General features: G+C 55.0%; 23 protein-coding genes and 1 riboswitch. Of the genes, 10 read left to right on the top strand and 13 right to left on the bottom strand.

Features of this window, described 5'->3' with window-relative positions:
* The first annotated feature begins 9 nt into the window (after positions 1-9).
* Positions 10-825: a 23S rRNA (guanine(745)-N(1))-methyltransferase gene (rlmA, locus tag AM379_RS22065; protein ID WP_032678419.1), complete on the top strand. Its 816-nt coding sequence runs from the start codon at positions 10-12 to the stop codon at positions 823-825.
* On the opposite strand, the gene mntP is transcribed toward rlmA, so the two are convergent.
* The 5 genes from mntP to manX form a co-directional block, all read right to left on the bottom strand.
* On the bottom strand, positions 822-1388 hold the full coding sequence (mntP, locus tag AM379_RS22060) for a manganese efflux pump MntP (RefSeq protein ID WP_014170601.1): 567 nt from the start codon (positions 1386-1388) through the stop codon (positions 822-824). The two genes, rlmA and mntP, sit on opposite strands and share 4 nt — an antisense overlap.
* A 10-nt stretch (positions 1389-1398) precedes the next feature.
* Positions 1399-1588, bottom strand: a riboswitch (yybP-ykoY riboswitch).
* A 198-nt stretch (positions 1589-1786) separates the two neighbouring features.
* On the bottom strand, positions 1787-2245 hold the full coding sequence (locus AM379_RS22050) for a DUF986 family protein (RefSeq protein WP_014170600.1): 459 nt from the start codon (positions 2243-2245) through the stop codon (positions 1787-1789).
* 54 nt (positions 2246-2299) lie between these two features.
* A complete protein-coding gene (locus tag AM379_RS22045; protein WP_006810994.1) occupies positions 2300-3151 on the bottom strand; it encodes a PTS mannose transporter subunit IID in 852 nt (283 codons plus the stop codon).
* 12 nt (positions 3152-3163) lie between these two features.
* Positions 3164-3964: a PTS mannose transporter subunit IIC gene (gene manY, locus AM379_RS22040; protein WP_014170599.1), complete on the bottom strand. Its 801-nt coding sequence runs from the start codon at positions 3962-3964 to the stop codon at positions 3164-3166.
* A gap of 47 nt (positions 3965-4011) precedes the next feature.
* Positions 4012-4974, bottom strand: a complete 963-nt coding sequence (gene manX / locus AM379_RS22035; protein ID WP_014170598.1) for a PTS mannose transporter subunit IIAB — start codon at positions 4972-4974, stop codon at positions 4012-4014.
* A 265-nt stretch (positions 4975-5239) separates the two neighbouring features.
* On the opposite strand from manX, the gene AM379_RS24700 reads away from it, so the two are divergent.
* Together AM379_RS24700 and yoaE are read left to right on the top strand one after the other, a co-directional pair.
* On the top strand, positions 5240-5449 hold the full coding sequence (locus AM379_RS24700; RefSeq protein WP_071605456.1) for a protein YoaL: 210 nt from the start codon (positions 5240-5242) through the stop codon (positions 5447-5449).
* Positions 5437-6996 carry a CNNM family cation transport protein YoaE gene (gene yoaE / locus AM379_RS22020; RefSeq protein ID WP_014170597.1) on the top strand — a complete coding sequence of 520 codons (1560 nt, stop codon included), beginning with the start codon at positions 5437-5439 and terminating at the stop codon, positions 6994-6996. The genes AM379_RS24700 and yoaE overlap by 13 nt, the downstream gene beginning before the upstream one ends.
* 6 nt (positions 6997-7002) lie before the next feature.
* Here yoaE and AM379_RS22015 read toward each other — a convergent pair whose 3' ends face one another.
* The 4 genes from AM379_RS22015 to pabB all read right to left on the bottom strand — a co-directional run bounded on the left by AM379_RS22015 (position 7003) and on the right by pabB (position 12222).
* The gene (locus tag AM379_RS22015; RefSeq protein WP_020883423.1) at positions 7003-8601 is read right to left on the bottom strand and encodes an EAL domain-containing protein; all 1599 of its coding nucleotides are present in this window, start codon (positions 8599-8601) and stop codon (positions 7003-7005) included.
* Positions 8602-8741: 140 nt separating this feature from the next.
* On the bottom strand, positions 8742-10106 hold the full coding sequence (gene sdaA / locus AM379_RS22010) for an L-serine ammonia-lyase (RefSeq protein ID WP_020883424.1): 1365 nt from the start codon (positions 10104-10106) through the stop codon (positions 8742-8744).
* 184 nt (positions 10107-10290) lie between these two features.
* The gene (locus tag AM379_RS22005; RefSeq protein ID WP_032678418.1) at positions 10291-10869 is read right to left on the bottom strand and encodes a CoA pyrophosphatase; all 579 of its coding nucleotides are present in this window, start codon (positions 10867-10869) and stop codon (positions 10291-10293) included.
* Positions 10870-10875: 6 nt separating this feature from the next.
* A complete protein-coding gene (gene pabB, locus AM379_RS22000; protein ID WP_032678417.1) occupies positions 10876-12222 on the bottom strand; it encodes an aminodeoxychorismate synthase component 1 in 1347 nt (448 codons plus the stop codon).
* Positions 12223-12283: 61 nt separating this feature from the next.
* Between pabB and AM379_RS21995 the strand changes: the two genes are divergently transcribed.
* Positions 12284-12466, top strand: coding sequence for a YoaH family protein (locus tag AM379_RS21995; RefSeq protein ID WP_020883426.1), 183 nt, complete (start codon positions 12284-12286; stop codon positions 12464-12466).
* A gap of 6 nt (positions 12467-12472) precedes the next feature.
* Here AM379_RS21995 and AM379_RS21990 read toward each other — a convergent pair whose 3' ends face one another.
* Complete coding sequence (locus AM379_RS21990; RefSeq protein WP_014170591.1) at positions 12473-12817, bottom strand: RidA family protein; 345 nt, start codon at positions 12815-12817, stop codon at positions 12473-12475.
* Between the two features lie 131 nt (positions 12818-12948).
* Here AM379_RS21990 and AM379_RS21985 point away from each other — a divergent pair, with 131 nt between their 5' ends.
* The 5 genes from AM379_RS21985 to rnd all read left to right on the top strand — a co-directional run bounded on the left by AM379_RS21985 (position 12949) and on the right by rnd (position 19327).
* A complete protein-coding gene (locus tag AM379_RS21985; RefSeq protein WP_014170590.1) occupies positions 12949-14859 on the top strand; it encodes an ATP-dependent DNA helicase in 1911 nt (636 codons plus the stop codon).
* A 66-nt stretch (positions 14860-14925) separates the two neighbouring features.
* Positions 14926-15621, top strand: coding sequence for a tRNA (adenosine(37)-N6)-threonylcarbamoyltransferase complex dimerization subunit type 1 TsaB (gene tsaB / locus AM379_RS21980; protein WP_032678416.1), 696 nt, complete (start codon positions 14926-14928; stop codon positions 15619-15621).
* Between the two features lie 37 nt (positions 15622-15658).
* Complete coding sequence (locus AM379_RS21975; RefSeq protein WP_020883430.1) at positions 15659-16240, top strand: Slp family lipoprotein; 582 nt, start codon at positions 15659-15661, stop codon at positions 16238-16240.
* 202 nt (positions 16241-16442) lie between these two features.
* A complete protein-coding gene (fadD, locus tag AM379_RS21970) occupies positions 16443-18128 on the top strand; it encodes a long-chain-fatty-acid--CoA ligase FadD (RefSeq protein WP_032669980.1) in 1686 nt (561 codons plus the stop codon).
* A gap of 83 nt (positions 18129-18211) precedes the next feature.
* Positions 18212-19327: a ribonuclease D gene (gene rnd / locus AM379_RS21965; RefSeq protein WP_123266851.1), complete on the top strand. Its 1116-nt coding sequence runs from the start codon at positions 18212-18214 to the stop codon at positions 19325-19327.
* Positions 19328-19405: 78 nt separating this feature from the next.
* Here the strand turns inward: rnd and minE are convergent, their stop codons facing one another.
* The 3 genes from minE to minC are packed head-to-tail and all read right to left on the bottom strand — an operon-like array spanning position 19406 to position 21222.
* Positions 19406-19675, bottom strand: coding sequence for a cell division topological specificity factor MinE (gene minE, locus AM379_RS21960; protein WP_008500504.1), 270 nt, complete (start codon positions 19673-19675; stop codon positions 19406-19408).
* Between the two features lie 3 nt (positions 19676-19678).
* Entirely contained in the window at positions 19679-20491 is an 813-nt protein-coding gene (minD, locus tag AM379_RS21955; protein WP_014170584.1) for a septum site-determining protein MinD, read from the bottom strand.
* A gap of 23 nt (positions 20492-20514) precedes the next feature.
* Positions 20515-21222: a septum site-determining protein MinC gene (gene minC / locus AM379_RS21950; protein WP_020883433.1), complete on the bottom strand. Its 708-nt coding sequence runs from the start codon at positions 21220-21222 to the stop codon at positions 20515-20517.
* A gap of 124 nt (positions 21223-21346) precedes the next feature.
* Here minC and AM379_RS21945 point away from each other — a divergent pair, with 124 nt between their 5' ends.
* Positions 21347-21622: a YcgL domain-containing protein gene (locus tag AM379_RS21945; protein ID WP_020883434.1), complete on the top strand. Its 276-nt coding sequence runs from the start codon at positions 21347-21349 to the stop codon at positions 21620-21622.
* Positions 21623-21630 lie beyond the last annotated feature (8 nt).

The following is a 21630-nucleotide window of genomic DNA, read 5'->3' as shown; positions in this document are numbered from 1 at the left end:
GGAGCTGCCATGTCCTTCAGTTGTCCCCTTTGCCACGCGCGTCTGACGCGATCAGAAAAAAGTTATGCCTGTCCGCAGGGACATCAGTTTGATATGGCAAAAGAAGGCTACGTGAATCTTCTGCCAGTGCAGCATAAGCGCTCGCGCGATCCGGGTGACAGTGCTGAGATGATGCAGGCACGCCGGGCATTTCTCGACGCCGGGCACTATCAGCCACTCAGAGAGGCCGTCGCGCAATTGCTGGAAGATAATCTGACTGACAGTGCAGCAGGCGTGCTGGATATTGGCTGCGGGGAAGGGTATTACACCGCGCGGTTTGCTGAGGTTGCACAAGAGAAGGGCGCGCAGACATTTGGTCTGGATGTTTCCAAAGTGGCTATCCGCGCGGCGGCAAAACGCTACTCCGGCGTGACGTTCTGCGTGGCATCGAGCCACCGACTGCCGTTTGACGATGCCAGCATGGATGCGGTTATCCGCATCTATGCGCCCTGTAAGGCGCAGGAGCTGGCACGCGTTATCAAACCGGGCGGATGGGTCATTACCGTCACGCCAGGTCCCCGACATCTGATGGAGCTTAAAGGGCTTATCTATGATGAGGTTCGGCTGCATGCGCCACATTCTGAGCAACTGGCGGGCTTTACGCTGAAGCAGGAGCAGACGCTGGCCTACGAGATGAACCTGGCAGGGGACGAAGCTGTAGCGTTGTTGCAGATGACGCCATTTGCATGGCGGGCGAAACCGGACGTGTGGGAAACCTTAGCGGAGCAAACAACGTTTCGCTGCCAGACGGATTTCAGTATCCACTGCTGGCAGCGCGAAGATTAACCGGCGAAGTGTGCCCAGAGGATCTGGGCACCAATGCCAATCAGCACGATACCGCCCAGGATCTCGGCGCGTTTGCCCAGCAGGGGGCCAATAAACCGGCCAACCATCATTCCCAGCGTCGACATAATCAGCGTGGCACAACCAATGGCCAGCGCGGTCGCAATAATATTGACCTGCAGGAATGCCAGGCCCACACCGACGGCCATGGCGTCGAGACTGGTGGCGATGGCAGTGGTCACCAGCAGCCAGAAACCGTGGCGGTGCTGCGGCTCGTCTTCCTCATCGCCATTGCCACGAAAACCTTCAATCACCATTCGCCCCCCCAGAAATACGAGCAGCACGAAAGCGATCCAGTGGTTCCACTCCAGTATGAACTGGCTTGCCAGCATACCAAGACCCCAGCCGATGAGCGGTGTCAGCGTTTCGATAGCACCAAAGATAAGGCCTGTGCGTAGCGCTTCAGAGAATTTGGGTTTGTGCAGCGAGGCACCTTTACCGATGGAAGCGGCAAAAGCGTCCATGGACATACCGAAAGCAAGAAGAAGGGTTGCGGAGATATTCATTAAAGCGTCCAGACCGGGAGATATCCATATGACACATCACTGCCCCCAGTAAACAGCAGTTGATGTATCTATGGTCTCGCCTGACCGCCTTGCACAAATCTGTGCGGCAAACGGTCCGTACGTGCCACGTTTTTCAACGAGTATGTTGACACGTACATTTCCTGCGAACAGGAAATCAGCTACTCCCCAACGACGGGCGCAACCTTAACATATTTTGAGAATATAAAACAACAATGAAACGGTATTATTTCGTCAAGGTGTTGATAACGATTTTCATTAAGATTTATACGTGAAAATAACGTTAATAAATATAAGAGAAATGACAGAATGGAATATAGCTTTGGCTATATCAGGTGCGCAAAATAAACGCAGAATATAGCCAAAGCTATGTGGTTAACTTACTGAGTTTTAAGCATAAGTTTGTATATTCTTTCCAGGTCGTCAATATTCTTGACCCGAATAAGCAGCCGGCGTTGCTCTAATTGCATCACCAGTACACCGTCTTCCGATAAATTCATCTCTTTAATACGGTTATATTCTATCCATACATTGGCGAAGAAAAACCCGCGGCTTTTAAAAATGATTTTCGGAACACGGATCCAGAACAGATAAATCGCCATTAATGCCAGCGCACATAATAACCATGTGGTTAATATTGCACCATGACCGGTCACGTTGTTGTATATAAGAATGACGATGAGACCGGCGAAGATAAACGCATCCACGCGGCCGCGTCGCAGAAGGGGCAGGGAGAGCAGCGTTTCGCCGTGGCGGCGGGGCATGATGAACTCGTCATAGATCGCATATGCCAGAAGGGCCACAATAAACAAAACCAGTACGATGTCCGTGACAGTCATTCATCCTCCAGATAAAAAAACCGGGGGCAAGCCCCCGGCGTATTACGTGATGTCTTACAGGCCCAGCAGACCGACAGCGTAGCCCGCGATACCGATGACGAAGAAGCCAACAATGATCCACAGCGGGTTAACTTTCTTACGCAGCAGCCACATACAGGCGAAGGTCAGCAGGAGCGGTACCAGACCCGGCATCAGCTGGTCCAGAATCGTCTGCACGGTGGTAACACGGGTCTGACCATCTTGACCGGTGATGGTGGACACCACCAGCGGGATGTTCACGTGCGTCCACTTGTTAACCAGTGCCCCCATGACAAACAGGCCGAGGATTGACGCCCCCTCAGTCAATTTCTGCAGGAAGCCGCCGCCCATATCCTTAACGATGTCCACCCCTTTACGGTAACCGTAAGCCACACCGTAGTAACGGGTCAGCAGACGTACCGCATTGAACAGGATGAAGAACAGCAGTGGCCCAAGCAGGCTTCCGCTCATGGCGATACCGGCACCCAGCGCCGCGAAGACCGGACGCACGGTACCCCAGAAGATCGGGTCACCGACGCCTGCCAGCGGACCCATCAGACCGACTTTGATACCGTTGATGGCACCATCGTCAATCTCTGCGCCGTTTGCACGCTGCTCTTCCATCGCCAACGTCACGCCCAGAACCGGAGCCGCCACATAAGGATGGGTGTTAAAGAATTCCAGGTGACGCTTAATCGCCTGACGGCGCGCTTCGTTGTTTTCCGGATACAGGCGTTTGATAGCCGGTACCATGGAGAAACAGAAGCCCAGCGCCTGCATACGTTCGAAGTTCCATGAACCCTGAAACAGGTTAGAACGGATGAACACGCCACGAATATCACCCGGAGTGAGTTTTTTCTCGGTGGTAGTTTTTGTCATATCAACCATTTCGCTCACCTGCTAGTCCAGTTCGTTATCGAGATCGTTATTACCAGCAGCCTGCGCTGGGGCACCCGCAACGCGGTTATATTTCGGGCTGAGCTGGATGTAGAGAATCGCCATCACTGCACCAATCACACCCAGCGCAACCAGGTTGAAGTTGGTGAACGCAGCAGTAACGAAGCCGAGGTAGAAGAACGGCATCAGGTAGCCTGCGCGCATCATATTGATAACCATCGCATAACCAACCACCACAATCATACCGCCTGCGATGTTCAGACCGCCGGTGACCACTTCTGGAATGGCGTTCAGCATGCTCTGTACCTCGCTGGTACCGACGGAGATCGCAACGATAACGGCCGGGATCGCGATACGCATCGCCTGCAGGAACAGGGACGAGACGTGGATCCAGGAGAGCGCCGTCAGGTTGCCATTTTCGGCCGCCTTATCCGCCGCGTGCTGGAAAGCCACGGTGATAGTACGCACGATGATGGTCAGTACCTGACCTGCTGCTGCCAGCGGGATGGCCAGGGCAATACCTGCACCGATACTCTGGTGACCGGCAATAACCAGAACCGTAGAAATGATGGACGCCAGCGCGGCATCAGGCGCAACTGCCGCACCGATGTTCATCCAGCCCAGGGCGATCATTTCCAGGGTACCACCGATGATGATCCCGGTTTTCATATCACCCAGAACGGCACCAATCAACGTACAGGCCACCAGAGGGCGGTGGAACTGAAATTCATCAAGTACGGATTCCATACCCGCAATACACGCGACGATGAACACCAGCACAATCTGAAGAGTGGTAATCTCCATTGTACTTCTCCTATTACATAAGCTTTATGTGAAAAACCGGCGCGGGCTTATTTCCCAACTTTACCGATCAGATCCATCATTTTCAGTTTCTGATCCGTGGAAACCTTACGGGCTTCCAGTTCGATACCGCGTGCATTCAGCTTGTTGAATGCCTCGATATCTTTCGCATCGACTGAAATGGCGTTGTTGACCTGCGTTTTGCCCTGACGGAATGCCATACCACCAATGTTTACGGAGGTAATTTTCACGCCGCCTTCAACCAGGCGTTCAACGTCTGTCGGGTTTGTGAACAGCAGCATCACGCGCTCACCCGCATATTTCGGGTTGTTATAAACGCGGATCATTTTGGCGACATCCACCACGTGCGCGGTAACGCCAGGAGGAGCAACCTGTGTCAGAAGGGTTTTACGTACGGTATCAGCAGCAACTTCATCGCTGACGACAATAATGCGTCGAACGTTGGTCTCTTTGGTCCAGCGCGTTGCCACCTGGCCGTGGATTAAACGGTCATCGATACGGGCAAGGCCGATCACCATGTAATCATTCGGGCCCATGGGCTTCGCCGGGGCTGCGGCTTTCGGCGCCGCGGCCACTGGAGCAGGCTTCTCAACCGGTTGTGCTTTCAGCGCTTTCACGCCTTCGCGACCGGTTTCAACTGCCAGAGCGACCAGTTCATCAAAACTCGGATTGTCGTCGCGTGCCATGAAGGTTTCCACCAACATGGGGATATTCACCCCGGCGACAACTTCATAATGCTCTTTATCGACGACAATGCGGCTGGCAGCATTGAACGGACTGCCTCCCCATGTATCAACGAGAAACAGCACGCCTTTGCTGGTATCCAGTTTCTGCAGTTGAGCAGTGTACTTCTCAATCAGCGTTTCAGCGTTTTCACCGGGAACGAAATCGATCCAGCCGACGTTTTCCTGCTCACCCAACAGCATCTCTGCTGTTTTGAGTAACTGCTCTGCAGCCCAACCATGTGTGCCTATGACAATAGCAATGGTCACTTGCTACCTCCTTTTATTATCATTAATACGCCTGCCAGGCAGTCGCACTGTGAATCGTATCTGGCCAACCGAATCGATTCAGAAAAGGGTTAGAGTTAAAAAACTAAGACTTCCGCGAATTATTTTAGATAGTGAAAAAATAATTTATGTGATGAAGATCCGTAATTTAGCTATGGGTTACAGAATTATCTGTAAGGTAAAGCAGCTGTGTTACAGATCTTTGCAAAGGAACGTAAATCTTTGCTAAAAACGCATTGTCTCTGATATGTTTAGCCTCCGTTTAATTGTTCAGGAGTATAGGGCTACAGCCCACTATATGGACCGTCACCGACGTCAGTCATCCTCCAGGCCATTCCGCGCCTGTTTCACCGGCGATCCTCGCCACGTATCGACTCTGTCTGCCTCTGTTTTGCCCACGTTGAGTGGGGCACCGTTTGGTCATTCCGTTAGCAGGAGCGTTTCATGGAATTCTTAATGGACCCGTCAATCTGGGTGGGATTGCTCACGCTGGTCGTGCTTGAGATTGTTCTCGGCATTGATAACCTGGTGTTTATTGCCATCCTTGCGGACAAACTGCCGCCAAAACAACGTGATAAAGCGCGTCTGATCGGCCTCTCTCTGGCACTGGTCATGCGTCTGGCACTGCTGTCCGTGATCTCGTGGATGGTTACGCTGACGAAGCCGCTTTTTTCTGTCATGGATTTCACCTTCTCCGGCCGTGATTTGATCATGCTGCTCGGGGGGATATTCCTGCTTTTCAAAGCGACGACAGAGCTTCACGAGCGGCTGGAAAATCGCCAGCACGATGATGGACACGGTAAAGGCTATGCCAGCTTTTGGGTCGTGGTACTGCAGATCGTGGTGCTTGATGCGGTCTTCTCGCTGGATGCGGTGATCACGGCTGTCGGCATGGTGAACCACCTCCCGGTGATGATGGCTGCGGTGGTTATCGCGATGGCGGTGATGCTGCTGGCGTCTAAGCCACTGACGCGCTTTGTGAATCAGCATCCGACGGTCGTGGTGCTCTGCCTTAGCTTCCTGCTGATGATTGGTCTGAGCCTGGTGGCGGAAGGTTTTGGCTTCCATATACCAAAAGGCTACCTGTACGCAGCCATTGGCTTCTCGATCCTCATCGAGCTGTTTAACCAGATTGCACGACATAACTTTATCAAGCAGCAGTCTACCCAGCCGCTGCGTGCGCGTACGGCTGATGCGATTCTGCGTCTGATGGGCGGTCGCCGTCAGGTCAACGTGCAGAATGACAATGAAAGCCGTAACCCGGTTCCCGTCCCGGAAGGGGCATTTGTGGAAGAAGAGCGCTATATGATTAACGGCGTGCTCTCCCTGGCCTCCCGCTCGCTGCGCGGCATCATGACCCCGCGCGGTGAAATCAGCTGGGTCGATTCCCGCCTGAGCGTTGATGAGATTCGCCAGCAGTTGCTCTCTTCACCGCATAGCCTGTTCCCGGTATGCCGGGGTGAACTGGACGAGATCATCGGCGTGGTGCGTGCGAAAGAGATGCTGGTGGCGCTGGAAGAGGGGATTAACGTCGAAGCCGTCGCCGCCGCATCACCGGCGATTGTGGTGCCGGAAACGCTGGATCCTATCAACCTGCTTGGCGTCCTGCGCCGCGCACGCGGTAGCTTTGTTATCGTCACCAATGAATTTGGTGTGGTGCAGGGTCTGGTGACGCCGCTCGACGTACTTGAAGCCATTGCCGGTGAATTCCCGGATGCGGATGAAACCCCGGAAATTGTCTCCGACGGTGACGGCTGGCTGGTGAAAGGCACCACCGATCTGCACGCGCTACAGCACACGCTGGGTCTGGAAAACATCATCAACGATGAAGAGGACATTGCGACCGTGGCTGGGCTGGTTATTGCCGTCAACGGACAAATTCCGCGAACCGGCGATATCATCGAACTGCCTCCGCTGCAGATCACGATAATCGAAGCGAATGACTATCGCGTCGATATGGTGCGCATTGTTAAAGAGCAGTCGGCCCACGACGAAGAAGAGTAACTGAGCCTAGCGTAACGGCATCAGCGGAACGATATGCCCGTTACGCGGTGCTGGCGGAGACGAACTCTCCGCCAGCCATTGCGGAAATTCCCTCAGCGGCATAGGCTGCGCAAACAAAAATCCCTGCAGTACCTCTACCCCGTGATGACGCAAATACCGCGCCTGCTCGGGCGTTTCTACCCCTTCAGCCACCAGCTCAATGCTAAGCCGTTGTCCGAGCGCAATGATGATGTCCGTCACCGTGGAGTTCACGGCATCAGTGCCGATAGCGCTGGTAAAGGACTTATCAATTTTCAGCACGTCCGGATGCAGCTTTTCCAGCCACGAGAGAGAGCTATTGCCGGTGCCAAAATCATCAATGGCCAGCTTCACGCCCTGACGGTGTAACTCTCTTACAATGCGATAATCCACGTCCTGCAGCGCGTCACGCTCCGTCAGCTCCACAATTAGCTGTTGGGTGGGATGCGCACTGAACCAGTAGCGGTTCAGGTCCTGAATGAGCGTTCCATGCCGGAAATGGCTGGCGGCGGCGTTGATGCCAATGTGGAAGCCGGGCGTTGCCGGAAAATAGCCAATCTGACTCACCGTCTCGTTAATGACGTAACGTGTGAGGGGGATAATCAGGTTGTGCTCTTCGGCGAGCGGAATAAAAACGTCCGGGGAGATCCATCCCTGACGGGGGTTGTTCCAGCGCAGCAGGATCTCCACCCCCACGCATTTCTGCGTGCGGGCATTCAGCAGCGGCTGGCAAAACAGCTCGAATTCACGCGCGGCCAGGCCAAGGTTAATTTCCCAGGTAAAACTCATGCGGTTCGCGGTCGCAAGCCAGGCGACGTAACCCATCAGGAGACTGAGCATCAGCGCCAGCGGCAGCTGAGAGGGCAAATATATCAACGCCAGCTCGCTGGCTCCCGGGCCACTGACGGTAATGGTGAACGGGAAATGGCTGGATTGCTGGCGCAGAACCCTCTCATCATCGTTTATTGTCAGCGAGTCGGAGACATTTTCACCGTAGCGCAGGTATTTATCCCCTACGGTCAGGGCCACATCGGTGATAAGCGGGCGCTGTGGCTCCAGCATCAGGCGAGTGATGAGATCGATATTCACAATCTGCATCACACCATCTTCTCCGCTATCAGAAACCGGATACCACTGGATCAGGATCGGGCTTCCCTTGAGCAAGGATTTGTCGGTGGAGAGCACCAGTTTTGTTTCGGCGGAGGGCAGGGCAGGCTGAATCTCTCGCAACGGGACGTCGCGATTGCCGAAAATACTTGAACAGTAAAGGATACCGTCTTTGACCAGTGCAATTGAGCGCACCGTTTGCAGTGAGGCCGCCTGTTTTCGTAACACTAAATGCGCCTGAGAGCAGGGCGCTCCGACCAGTGCCAGCAGCGGGTTGCGCCCTTTTTCCAGCGGCAATAAGACGTTATCCAGCACGTTGACGGAGTGCGCCGCAAAGTTCAGGGTGTTTTGCTGATTTACGTTACGCTGTGAAATAAAGCGTATACCCAGCGTAATGATGAGCGTAAGAAGCGCAACCATCACGCAGACGATGACGCGTTTTCGGCGATACTTTTTTATGATCCTCTGTGCTGTTTGCATGGGAGGCCGCCCAATACGCCTTCAGCACCAAAAGCCGAGGCAACACAGCAAGTGTAGTGGGGAAATATTAAGTCGACGAGAAAGGGATAAAAATTCGCCCATCGTGGAAGATGGGCGAGAGAGGCGTTGAGGCGAAACGGTTAGTCGCACTGCACCTTTATCGCCAGACCGCCGCGGGAGGTCTCACGATATTTGGCGTTCATGTCTTTACCGGTTTCGTACATGGTCTCGATAACCTTGTCCAGCGAAACGCGTGGCTCGCTGGTACGGCGCATGGCCATACGCGTGGCGTTGATCGCTTTTACCGACGCGATAGCGTTACGTTCAATGCACGGTACCTGCACCTGACCCGCAACCGGATCACAGGTGAGACCGAGGTTATGTTCCATACCGATTTCAGCCGCCACACAGACCTGCTCCGGGCTGGCGCCCAGCAGTTCTGCAAGACCGGCCGCGGCCATAGAACAGGCCACGCCCACTTCACCCTGACAGCCCACTTCAGCGCCAGAGATAGACGCATTCATCTTGTACAGCGCACCAATCGCCCCTGCTGCCAGGAAGTAGCGAATGTAGATATCAGGCGTTACGGGTTCAATAAAGTGATCGTAGTAGGCCAGTACCGCCGGAACGATACCGCACGCGCCGTTCGTTGGTGCAGTCACCACCCGGCCACCTGCGGCGTTTTCTTCGTTCACCGCCAGCGCAAACATGTTCACCCAGTCGACCACGTTCATCGGGTCGTTAGAGAATTTGTCTGTGGTGACCAGCATACGGCGCAGCGCAGAGGCGCGACGCGGAACGCGCAGTGGACCAGGCAATACGCCTTCGGTGTTCATGCCGCGATCGATACAGGCCTGCATGGTTTGCCACACGTTCGCAAAATAGTCTTCAATCTCTTTTTTGCTGTGCAGCGCCAGTTCGTTCTGCATCACCATGCCGGAAAGTGACAGACCGGTTTCATGGCAGTAGTCCAGCATCTCTTTGGCGGACTTGAACGGGTAAGGTACGTTCACATCACCCGTTGTATCTTTGCCGAAGTGTTCCTCATCAACGATAAAACCACCGCCAATGGAGTAATAGGTTTTGCTGTAGATCACTTTGTCGCCGTTAAAGGCGTGGATCTGCATACCGTTTTCATGCAGGGAGAGGTTATCGCTACGAAAACGCATGCCGTCATCATGCGGGAAATCCACTTCATGCTGACCGTTTGCCAACAGCAGGCGGCCGCGCGTTTCCACGTCGCGGATAAATGCCGGAATGGCATCAATATCTACGGTATCCGGCATATTGCCCGCCAGACCCATAATAATGGCGATATCGGTGTGGTGGCCTTTACCCGTTAATGACAATGAGCCGTAAACATCCACGGCGACACGGGTAACGCTTTCCAGTAATCCTTTTTCGACCAGATCATCGACGAACTGTTTACCGGCCTTCATCGGGCCAACAGTATGGGAAGACGAAGGGCCAATTCCCACTTTGAACATGTCGAATATACTAATCACTTTCACACTCCTGACAGGGTTACCGGGGTTCCAGTAACGATGTTATAACTGCGCATAGTGTAAGAGGGAAGACCGACCTCGGCTTAACTATTCACATGAATTAAACTAATGGTTAACGATGGTTTTGCTAATAGCGCGACGCCGATCGCAAACCTTGCAGAAGAGGGTGGAATGTAAAGTATAGTCAAGGCTTCAGGCCGATTTGCAGCGCCAGTTCACGAATGATGCCCGCCGTCATGCCCCAGACAAAATAATGCTGATACCAGGACAACCACACCCGGTGCGCATGACCCCGACGCTGGATATCCAGCGGATGATAACGCCCGAGCCGAAGGGCCTCTTCCAGCGGCATCTCAAACACCGCAGACACTTCATCGACGCTGGCGTGATATTGCAGATCGGGCGGGATAATGCCGACCACCGGTGTGACCTGAAAACCGGTCACGCTGTCGACCGGCGGCAGCACGCCGATGATCTCAACCGCCTCAGGCGGAATGGCGACCTCTTCCTGGGCTTCACGCAGCGCGGCGGCAATCAGCGAGGCGTCAGAACTGTCCACGGCACCACCCGGAAAGGCGACCTGACCGGCGTGCTTACGTAAATGTGGCGAACGCTGGGTGAGCAGCAGACCCGGCTGCTCACGACGGACCACCGGGATCAACACCGCTGCCTGACGTTGATTCAGGGCTTCGCGGCTCATGTTGGGCCGCAAAAGCTGAAAGCGCGACAGAAAATCATCCAGCGTCAGGTTCTCTTTTTCCACCCGTCATTACTCCAGTTGTTTCAGAATACGGTTAACTTTATCAAAGGTTTCCTGATATTCCGCATCGACCTGGCTATCAGCCACAATTCCGCCCCCTGCGGAACAGTACAGATTCCCCTTACAGGCGGTCAGCGTTCGAATGGTGATGCTGGTATCCAGCGTACCGCAGAGACTGATATAGCCAATGCTGCCGCACCAGGCGTTTCGACGATGCGGTTCCAGCTCATCGATTATTTGCATTGCCCGCACTTTAGGCGCGCCGGTTATCGAGCCTCCCGGGAACGCGGCGCGAAGCAGATCGCAGGCCGTGCGCGAGGCGGGCAGTTGCGCGGTAATGGTGCTGACCAGGTGATGCACCGCGGGGAACGGCTCGACGACAAACAGTTCAGGGACACGCACGCTTCCCGGTACAGCGACCCGGCCAATGTCGTTACGCATGAGGTCGACAATCATCAGGTTTTCAGCGCGATCTTTTAACGAGGCCGCCAGTTTTTCCGCCTGCTGGCGGTCGGCAACAGGATCGGCCAGGCGGGGAAGCGTGCCTTTAATCGGTCGCGTCTGAATAGTACCATCGGCAAGATGAATAAAACGCTCGGGCGAGAGGCTCAGGATAGCGCCCTGTTCCAGGCGCAGAAATGCACTGAACGGTGCCCGGTTACTGGCGTTGAGGCGGGTAAATGCCTGCCACTCATCGCCTTCACAGGTTGCCTGAAAACGCTGAGCAAGGTTGACCTGATAGCAATCACCGCTCTGCAGATAGCCCTGAACCCGCTCAAACTTCGCGGCGTACTCCTGCGCGGTCATGTTGGCGCGCCACGCAGAGGTCAGGTGGAAATCCGCTGTTGCGACGGGGACCTGTGCCTCAAGCCAGGCAAGCCGGGCGGACACATCCTGATGGCTGAGCAGAGAGACCGCCTGCTTGTGGTGATCGACGATTATTGCCCAGTCGTAAAGCCCCACCGCCATATCCGGCAGCGGAATGTCGTCCTGCGCAGTCTCCGGCAAGGTTTCGAAGCGGCGACCTAAATCATAGCCGAACAAGCCCAGCGCACCTCCCTGGAAGGGAAGGTCGGGATTTTGCGGAACGGTTAAGCCCAGCGCGTCCAGCGCCTGCTGAAGTAATGACAGCGGATCGTCCGTTGACTGCGTTTCGCCCGTCGTAGTCACATTCCCTTGTGTAATTAGGGTCTGCAGAGGGTCGGCAACCAGAATATCAAAGCGGCTGTAGGGATGATCCGCATATCCGGAGTGCAGCAACATCGCAAAAGGAAGATGGCTGAGGCGGGCAAACCAGAATTCCGCGGCGTCTGAACGCCAGGGTAATGAAATGACTGTAGGGGGTAACGGGTTCATGTGTGGCATACTACCGGGCAGCGTGAAATAATTAGCGCGGATAATTTAGCAGGAGTTGACAATGTTTGCAGGTTTACCTTCTCTGAGCCATGACCAGCAGCAGAAAGCGGTTGAGCGTATTCAGGAACTGATGTCCCAGGGGATGAGCAGCGGACAGGCGATCACGCAAGTTGCTAATGAACTTCGCGCCACCCACACCGGCGAGCGGATCGTGGCGCGTTTTGAGGATGATGAAGAGGAGTAATCCGGCTTAAACCGCCGCGATAATCTTAATTTCGACTTTGTATTCCGGCTTCATCAGCGTCGCCTGTACGGTACACCGTACGGGCGCATGTCCCGCCACAACCCAGGCATCCCAGGCTTTATTCATCGCCGCAAAATCGTCTTTACTGGCAAGAAAAATGGTCGCATCCAGAATGCGTGATTTGTCGCTGCCTTGCTTTTCCAGCACGGCGTCAATCTGCGCCAGCGTATTCGCCGTCTGTTCGAAGGCATCTGCGTCGAGATTTTCCGGTACACCGGTGTAGTAGAGCGTCTGGTTATGGATGACCACATCAGACCAGCGTGCTTCGGCATCAATGCGCACAATTGTCATAAACGTTTCCTCGTTATTTTCATGTCAGTCGGCAAGACTGCCATATTGTGTTCCCCTCGTCACTATTTGGGGTGGCACTGGAGAGGATGGGCTGACATAATCCCTGTGCAAAAATACAGTGAGAGAGCAACGTGGCAGACGATTTTTCCCCAGAAGGTCAGTTAGCACAGGCGATTCCCGGTTTTAAACCGCGTGAACCCCAGCGGCAGATGGCGCATGCCGTGGCCCGCGCAATCGACACCGCGCAGCCGCTGGTGGTGGAAGCCGGTACCGGCACGGGCAAAACCTATGCCTACCTGGCGCCAGCGCTGCGGGCTAAAAAGAAAGTGATCATCTCCACCGGGTCTAAAGCGCTGCAGGACCAGCTTTACAGCCGCGATCTGCCCACGGTCGCCAACGCCCTGAAGTATAAAGGCCGCCTGGCGTTGCTGAAAGGCCGCTCCAACTACCTCTGCCTTGAACGGCTTGAGCAGCAGGCGCTGGCGGGCGGTGATCTGCCGGTGCAGACGCTCAGCGATGTCATTATTCTTCGCGCCTGGGCCAATCAGACGGAGGAGGGGGATATCAGCACCTGCGCGAGCGTGCCGGAAGACTCTCCCGCCTGGCCGCTGGTCACCAGTACCAACGACAACTGCCTGGGGAGCGACTGCCCGCTGTATAAAGATTGTTTTGTGGTGAAAGCGCGTAAAACCGCCATGGACGCGGATGTCGTGGTGGTAAACCACCATCTCTTCCTTGCCGATATGGTGGTTAAAGATAGCGGCTTTGGCGAACTGATCCCGGAAGCGGACGTGATGATCTTCGATGAAGCCCACCAGCTTCCTGACATCGCCAGCCAGTATTTTGGCCAGTCGCTCTCCAGCCGCCAGCTGCAGGACTTAGCGAAAGATTTCACCATTGCCTACCGCACCGAGTTAAAAGATACCCAACAGCTGCAGAAGTGTGCTGACCGCCTGGCGCAAAGTGCGCAGGATTTTCGCCTGCAACTGGGTGAGCCGGGCTATCGCGGTAATCTGCGTGAGCTGCTGGCAGACAAAAATATCCAGCGCGCGCTGTTGCTGCTCGATGATGCCCTTGAGCTTTGTTACGACGTCGCGAAACTATCGCTCGGCCGTTCCGCACTGCTGGATGCCGCCTTCGAGCGCGCCACGCTCTATCGGGCACGCCTCAAACGGCTGAAAGAGATAAACCAGCCGGGGTTCAGCTACTGGTATGAATGCACCTCCCGCCATTTCACGCTGGCCCTGACGCCGCTGACGGTAGCGGATAAATTCAAAGAGGTGATGGCGCAAAAACCGGGAAGCTGGATCTTCACGTCGGCAACCCTTTCGGTGAATGACGATCTACACCACTTTACCGGGCGTCTGGGGATTGAAGAGGCGGAGTCGCTGCTGCTGCCCAGCCCGTTTGATTATGAAAAACAGGCCTTGCTCTGCGTTCCGCGTAATCTGCCTCTGCCTAACCAGCCCGGCGCGGCGCGCCTGCTGGCGGCAATGCTCAGGCCGATGATCGAGGCCAACAACGGCCGCTGTTTTATGCTCTGCACCTCCCACGCGATGATGCGCGATCTGGCGGAGCAGTTCCGCGCCACCATGACTTTGCCGGTTCTGCTTCAGGGCGAGACCAGCAAAGGGCAACTGTTACAGCAGTTTGTCAGTGCCGGTAACGCCCTGCTGGTAGCCACCAGCAGCTTCTGGGAAGGGGTGGACGTGCGGGGAGATACCCTGTCGCTGGTGATCATCGATAAACTGCCGTTTACCTCACCGGACGATCCGCTGCTGAAGGCACGTATGGAAGACTGCCGTTTGCGCGGCGGCGATCCTTTTGATGAGGTCCAGCTACCGGACGCGGTGATCACCCTTAAACAAGGGGTAGGGCGCCTGATTCGCGACACAGACGACCGCGGCGTGCTGGTCATATGCGATAACCGGCTGGTGATGCGCCCTTACGGTGCGACCTTCCTTGCCAGCTTGCCGCCCGCGCCGCGCACGCGGGACATTAAACGCGCGGTTCGCTTCCTGGCAAACCCAACGGCGGAGTAATTTGCCCGTGAGTATGCTAAGATGCGCGCCATTTTGTGACTGACCATTGCGAGAGCGCGACGACTGATGCGAATTCTGGCTATTGATACCGCGACAGAGGCCTGTTCTGTGGCTCTGTTGAACGACGGTGCTATCTCTGCTCATTTCGAAGAGTGCCCACGAGAACACACCCAACGCATTCTGCCTCTGGTTAAAGAGATTTTAACCCGGGGCAACACCACCTTAACCAACCTCGACGCACTGGCCTTTGGCCGTGGCCCCGGCAGCTTTACGGGCGTACGCATTGGAATTGGCATTGCGCAGGGGCTGGCGCTGGGCGCAGAACTGCCGATGATCGGTGTTTCCACGCTGGCAACCATGGCGCAGGGCGCATGGCGTATGACCGGGGCAACGCGCGTTCTGGCGGCCATTGACGCCCGAATGGGAGAAGTTTACTGGGCAGAATACACCCGCGATGAAAACGGCATCTGGCACGGTGAAGAGACCGAGGCAGTCCTCAAGCCGGAAGCGGTGACCGAGCGGCTGAAACAGCTGTCCGGCGAGTGGGCGACAGTAGGCACCGGCTGGCCGGCATGGCCAGAGATGGCTAACGGCACCGGGATCACGCTGACAGACGGCAACATGCTTCTGCCCGCCGCAGAGGATATGCTTCCCATCGCCTGTCAACTGCTTGAGGCGGGCAAAACCGTGGCCGTTGAACATGCGGAGCCGGTTTATTTGCGAAACACCGTCGCGTGGAAGAAACTTCCAGGCCGGGAATGAATCTCAGTAACAGGAACTGAGAAAAAGGAGTCGCATCATGGCGGTTCAGACTAAAGTTGTACGCCTTTTTATGGCAGGCGCAGTGGCCATAGCACTGAGCGGATGCGTTTCCGTTCCTGATGCGATTAAGGGCAGCAGCCCCACGCCACAGCAGGATCTGGTTCGCGTGATGAATGCGCCTGAGCTTTACGTCGGCCAGGAAGCGCGCTTTGGCGGCAAGGTTATCGAGGTGCAAAACCAGCAGGGGAAAACCCGTCTGGAGATTGCCACCGTTCCGCTGGATAGCGGTGCGCGGCCCATCCTTGGCGAACCTTCCCGCGGGCGTATTTATGCCGACGTTGGCGGTTTTCTCGACCCGGTCGATTTTCGCGGACAGCTGGTCACCGTCGTCGGCCCGATTACCGGTTCGGTAGAGGGCAAAGTCGGCAACACGCCGTATAAATTTATGACCATGCAGGTTAACGGGTATAAGCGCTGGCGGCTGACGCAGCAGGTCATCATGCCACCTCAGCCGATGGATCCGTGGATGTGGGGGCCACATCCTTATCGGTATGGCTACCCGGGCTGGGGCTGGTATAACCCGGGGCCTGCACAGGTTCAGACAATCGTTACTGAGTAACTCCCTGTAATTGTTAGAAAAGAGACAGCGGCTCAGCCGCTGTCTCTGTTTTTTACGAATAAAACGAAAAAAAAGAGTGACGCGCTTCGCAACCTTAAATCTGAACAATTAATAAACTGGTACGCTGAGTTAATATAATGTTAACAAACTGTTTATTATCGGGGTTGTGATGACGACGAACACTCATTTCAGAGGTGATGCATTGAAGAAGGTTTGGCTTAACCGTTATCCCGCAGATGTTCCTGCCGAGATCAATCCTGACCGTTATCAATCCCTGGTTGAATTGTTTGAACACTCGGTGAGGCGTTACGCAGACCAGCCTGCTTTTGTGAATATGGGCGAGGTCATGACGTTCCGTAAACTTGAGGAGCGTAGTCGGGCGTTCGCCGCCTATCTGCAGGAAGGGCTGGGGCTGCAAAAAGGGGACCGTGTCGCGCTGATGATGCCGAACCTGCTGCAATACCCGGTGGCGCTGTTCGGTGTCCTGCGTGCCGGGATGATTGTTGTCAACGTTAACCCGCTGTATACGCCGCGGGAGCTGGAGCATCAGCTCAACGACAGCGGTGCCGCCGCCATTGTGATTGTCTCTAACTTTGCCCACACGCTGGAAAAAGTGGTCGACAAAACCCAGGTCAAACACGTCATCCTGACGCGTATGGGGGATCAACTCTCAACCGCCAAAGGGACACTGGTTAACTTTGTCGTCAAATACATCAAACGTCTGGTGCCGAAATACCACCTGCCGGACGCGATCTCCTTCCGCAGTGCGCTGCAGGCGGGCTACCGCATGCAATACGTTAAACCGGAAGTGGTATCAGAAGACCTCGCGTTTCTGCAGTACACCGGCGGCACAACGGGTGTGGCTAAAGGCGCCATGCTGACCCACCGTAACATGCTGGCAAACCTTGAGCAGGTGAATGCCACCTACGGACCGTTGCTGCATCACGGAAAAGAGCTGGTGATCACCGCGCTTCCGCTTTATCACATCTTCGCGCTGACCATGAACTGTCTGCTGTTTATTGAGCTGGGCGGTCAAAACGTATTGATCACGAACCCGCGCGATATTCCGGGGCTGGTGAAAGAGCTGGCGAAATATCCGTTCACCGCCATGACCGGGGTGAATACGTTGTTTAACGCGCTGCTCAACAACAAAGAGTTCCAGAAGCTCGATTTCTCCACGCTGCACCTCTCTGCGGGTGGCGGTATGCCGGTTCAACAGGCCGTTGCCGAACGCTGGATGAAACTGACGGGTCAGTATTTACTGGAAGGCTATGGCCTGACGGAGTGCGCCCCGCTGGTCAGTGTGAACCCGCACGATATCGACTATCACAGCGGAAGCATTGGCCTGCCGGTTCCGTCGACCGAAGCCAAACTGGTTGATGATGACGATAACGAAGTGGCGCCAGGTGAACCGGGCGAACTCTGTGTCAAAGGGCCGCAGGTGATGCTGGGCTACTGGCAACGTCCCGATGCGACCGATGAAATTATCAAAGACGGCTGGCTGCACACCGGTGATATTGCCGTGATGGATGAAGAAGGCTTCCTGCGTATTGTCGATCGTAAGAAAGACATGATCCTGGTTTCCGGTTTCAACGTCTACCCGAATGAAATCGAAGATGTGGTGATGCAGCACAGCGGCGTGCTCGAAGTGGCTGCCGTAGGCGTCCCTTCCGGGAGCAGCGGCGAGGCGGTGAAGATTTTTGTGGTCAAAAAAGATCCTTCTCTTACGGAGGAGGCGCTGATCACCTTCTGTCGTCGTCAGCTGACCGGCTACAAGGTGCCGAAGCTGGTTGAGTTTCGCGAGGAACTGCCGAAATCGAATGTCGGAAAGATATTACGACGAGAATTACGTGACGAAGCCCGTGGCAAAGTAGACAATAAGGCCTGAGCTTCACGCTAATCGCCCAGACGCCGGTTAAGCCGGCGTTTTTTATGGGCGCAAACAAAAGAGAATCCGTTTTGAATTACCAGATGATCACGACCAACGACGAGCTGGCTTCGCTGTGCGAAGTGACGCGCGACTTTCCTGCCATTGCCCTGGATACCGAGTTTGTCCGCACCCGGACCTACTATCCGCAGCTGGGGTTGATTCAGATGTACGACGGTAAACACGTGTCGCTGATCGACCCGCTCGGCATTACCGACTGGACGCCGATGCGTGACCTGCTGCTCGATACTGCGGTAACGAAATACCTGCACGCAGGCAGTGAAGATCTGGAAGTCTTTTTGAATACTTTTGGCGTCATGCCACAACCGTTGATTGATACACAGATCCTCGCGGCCTTCAGTAATCGACCGCTCTCATGGGGCTTTGCCGCCATGGTTGAGGAGTATACGGGCCTGACGCTGGATAAAAGCGAATCCCGCACCGACTGGCTGGCACGCCCATTAACCGAGCGTCAACTGGAATACGCGGCGGCAGACGTGTTTTACCTCCTGCCGATTGCCGGCCAGCTGATGAAAGAGGCGGAAGCGTCAGGTTGGTTGCCCGCCGCGCTGGATGAGTGCCGAATGACGCAGCAGCGTCGTCAGGAAGTGGTTGATCCGAAAGAGGCCTGGCGCGATATCAGTAACGCCTGGCAGCTGCGTACGCGTCAGCTGGCGTGTCTGCAGCTGTTAGCGGACTGGCGTTTGCGTAAAGCACGCGAGCGCGATCTGGCCGTTAACTTTGTGGTACGCGAAGAACACCTCTGGGCGGTCGCGCGGTATATGCCGGGCAGCATGGGCGAACTGGACAGCATCGGGCTTTCCGGCAGCGAGATCCGTTTCCACGGTAAAACCCTGCTTGCGCTGGTGGCAAAAGCGCAGGAAATGCCGGACGAAGCACTGCCGGAGCCACTGCTGAATCTGATGGATATGCCGGGCTATCGCAAGGCGTTCAAGGATATCAAAGCGCTGGTGCAGGACGTCGCGACGCAAAGCAAACTGGGCGCGGAACTGCTGGCGTCACGCCGTCAGATTAACCAGCTGCTGAACTGGCACTGGAAGCTGAAACCTCAGAATGGTTTGCCGGAAATGATGGCGGGCTGGCGCGGGGAATTGATGGCCGATCGCCTGAATACTGTGCTGGAAGGTTATCCGCGATAATGAAAATGCCGGGTCATGCTGACATGCCCGGCACATTTCCCCGGCGGCATACGCTTACCGGGGATACACAATCCCGAACTACGGACGTGACTCTTCGGCTTCCGGGAGCGTAACGTTCAGCTCCAGAATCGAAATATCCCCGTCTTTTTGCTCCAGCTGCACCGTGACCATCTCCGGGTCAATCTGCACATACTTACAGATCACTTCCAGGATGTCCTTACGCAGCTGCGGCAGGTAGTGTGGCTCGGCGTCACTACGACGACGCTCCGCAACGATGATTTGCAGTCGTTCTTTTGCGATGTTGGCGGTGTTCTTTTTCCGCGAGAGAAAAAAGTCCAGTAATGCCATAACTTATCCTCCGAACAGGCGTTTGAGGAAACCTTTCTTCTCTTCTTCAATGAAGCGGAAAGGACGTTCTTCTCCCAGCAGACGGTCAACGGTATCCGCGTACGCTTTACCTGCATCTGCCATTGTATCCAGGATCACTGGCTCGCCCTGGTTAGAGGCGCGCAATACGGATTGATCTTCCGGGATCACGCCGACCAGTTTGATGCGCAGGATCTCCAGCACGTCTTCCATGCTAAGCATGTCACCTTTGTTCACGCGACCCGGGTTATAGCGGGTCAGCAGAAGGTGCTCTTTAATGGGTTCTTCGCCATTTTCCGCACGACGCGATTTGGAGGCGAGGATCCCCAGAATACGGTCCGAGTCACGCACGGATGAGACTTCAGGGTTGGTGGTGATGATGGCTTCATCAGCGAAGTAGAGTGCCATCAGGGCGCCCGTTTCGATGCCGGCAGGGGAGTCACAGACAACGAAGTCAAACTCCATTTTTTTCAGCTCGTCGAGCACCTTTTCCACGCCTTCACGGGTCAGGGCGTCTTTATCACGCGTCTGAGAAGCCGGAAGGATGTAGAGGTTTTCGGTGCGCTTGTCTTTAATCAGCGCCTGGTTCAGTGTGGCGTCGCCCTGAATGACGTTCACGAAGTCATAGACCACGCGACGCTCGCATCCCATGATCAGGTCGAGGTTACGCAGACCGATATCGAAATCGATAACGACGGTTTTCTTTCCCTTCTGGGCCAAACCAGTAGCGATGGCCGCGCTGGAGGTGGTCTTGCCAACGCCTCCTTTACCCGAAGTAACAACAATAATGCGTGCCATAGAAATTCCTTGTTAAAAAGGGATCAATTCAACGGTTGAACGGTCAACGCGTCGTCTGCCAGTCGCAGACGAGCCGCTTTGCCATAAAATTCGGCTGGGATCTTGTCGCTCAGCCAATATTCACCTGCGATGGACACCAGTTCCGCCGTCAGATGAGTACAAAATATTTGCGCATCCCTGTCACCACTTGCACCCGCGAGCGCACGCCCACGCATCATACCGTATACGTGAATATTGCCATCTGCAATCAGCTCTGCGCCAGCGCTGACGTGGCTTGTAACAATCAGATCACAGTTTGGTGCATAAATGCGCTGACCGGAACGAACCGGCACATCAATCAATCGCGTTTTTGTGACAGGTGTAACGTTTTGCACCGGAGGAGGGGGCGTTTGGACTGCCGCTGGGGCAGGACGCGCGGCTTTTTCTTTGCCTTCGGTCAGAATGGGCAGACCCGCCCGGTCAATTTCTGCTTTTAGCTCAGCATCTTTGCAGCCGCTGATACCGACGATACGCAGCCCGGTCGCGGCCACGGCTTGCTGGAGAAGTTTCCAGTTAACCGGTGCATCCAGACCACTGACATTCACGACGACGGGGGCATGTTTCAGAAAAGCGGGAGCCTGCGCAATTTTGTCTTCTAACGCCTGACGAATAACCTCGGGTTTTGCATCATGCAAATGTACCACTGATAAGGTGAAGCTACTGCCTTTAAGCTCGATTGGCGTGTTTGACATCCTGGCCTTACTCAATTTGCTATTAACCGCAACACCGCCGTTGCGATATTCCGAAGAGTATCAGGCATGTTATAGTCAGGAGTATATTGAGGCAAGCAACCACCCATTAATTCAGAGTAAAAACATGTTTTGTGTGATCTACAGAAGTACAAGTCGTGACCAGACCTATCTTTATGTCGAAAAGAAAGACGATTTTTCGCGCGTACCTGAAGAATTAATGAAGAACTTTGGCCGACCTCAGCTGGCGATGCTGCTGCCGCTGGATGGCCGTAAGAAACTGGTCAACGCCGATCTGGAAAAAGTGAAAACCGCATTAGCGGAGCAAGGCTATTATTTACAGCTCCCGCCACCACCCGAGAATTTATTAAAACAGCATCTTGAGGTGAACGGGAAAAAATAGTCCCGGCT

The sequence above is a fragment of the Enterobacter cloacae complex sp. FDA-CDC-AR_0132 genome, from assembly GCF_003010695.1.
Lineage (GTDB): Bacteria > Pseudomonadota > Gammaproteobacteria > Enterobacterales > Enterobacteriaceae > Enterobacter > Enterobacter ludwigii.
This window is presented reverse-complemented; position numbering and strand designations above follow the sequence as displayed.

Coding starts and splice junctions, on each gene's coding strand:
- rlmA (WP_032678419.1), top strand. CDS start 10: ATGTCCTTCAGTTGTCCCCTTTGCCACGCGCGTCTGACGCGATCAGAA.
- mntP (WP_014170601.1), bottom strand. CDS start 1,388: ATGAATATCTCCGCAACCCTTCTTCTTGCTTTCGGTATGTCCATGGAC.
- AM379_RS22050 (WP_014170600.1), bottom strand. CDS start 2,245: ATGACTGTCACGGACATCGTACTGGTTTTGTTTATTGTGGCCCTTCTG.
- AM379_RS22045 (WP_006810994.1), bottom strand. CDS start 3,151: ATGGTTGATATGACAAAAACTACCACCGAGAAAAAACTCACTCCGGGT.
- manY (WP_014170599.1), bottom strand. CDS start 3,964: ATGGAGATTACCACTCTTCAGATTGTGCTGGTGTTCATCGTCGCGTGT.
- AM379_RS24700 (WP_071605456.1), top strand. CDS start 5,240: ATGTTTAGCCTCCGTTTAATTGTTCAGGAGTATAGGGCTACAGCCCAC.
- yoaE (WP_014170597.1), top strand. CDS start 5,437: ATGGAATTCTTAATGGACCCGTCAATCTGGGTGGGATTGCTCACGCTG.
- AM379_RS22015 (WP_020883423.1), bottom strand. CDS start 8,601: ATGCAAACAGCACAGAGGATCATAAAAAAGTATCGCCGAAAACGCGTC.
- pabB (WP_032678417.1), bottom strand. CDS start 12,222: ATGAACCCGTTACCCCCTACAGTCATTTCATTACCCTGGCGTTCAGAC.
- AM379_RS21995 (WP_020883426.1), top strand. CDS start 12,284: ATGTTTGCAGGTTTACCTTCTCTGAGCCATGACCAGCAGCAGAAAGCG.
- AM379_RS21990 (WP_014170591.1), bottom strand. CDS start 12,817: ATGACAATTGTGCGCATTGATGCCGAAGCACGCTGGTCTGATGTGGTC.
- tsaB (WP_032678416.1), top strand. CDS start 14,926: ATGCGAATTCTGGCTATTGATACCGCGACAGAGGCCTGTTCTGTGGCT.
- AM379_RS21975 (WP_020883430.1), top strand. CDS start 15,659: ATGGCGGTTCAGACTAAAGTTGTACGCCTTTTTATGGCAGGCGCAGTG.
- rnd (WP_123266851.1), top strand. CDS start 18,212: ATGATCACGACCAACGACGAGCTGGCTTCGCTGTGCGAAGTGACGCGC.
- minE (WP_008500504.1), bottom strand. CDS start 19,675: ATGGCATTACTGGACTTTTTTCTCTCGCGGAAAAAGAACACCGCCAAC.
- minD (WP_014170584.1), bottom strand. CDS start 20,491: ATGGCACGCATTATTGTTGTTACTTCGGGTAAAGGAGGCGTTGGCAAG.
- minC (WP_020883433.1), bottom strand. CDS start 21,222: ATGTCAAACACGCCAATCGAGCTTAAAGGCAGTAGCTTCACCTTATCA.
- AM379_RS21945 (WP_020883434.1), top strand. CDS start 21,347: ATGTTTTGTGTGATCTACAGAAGTACAAGTCGTGACCAGACCTATCTT.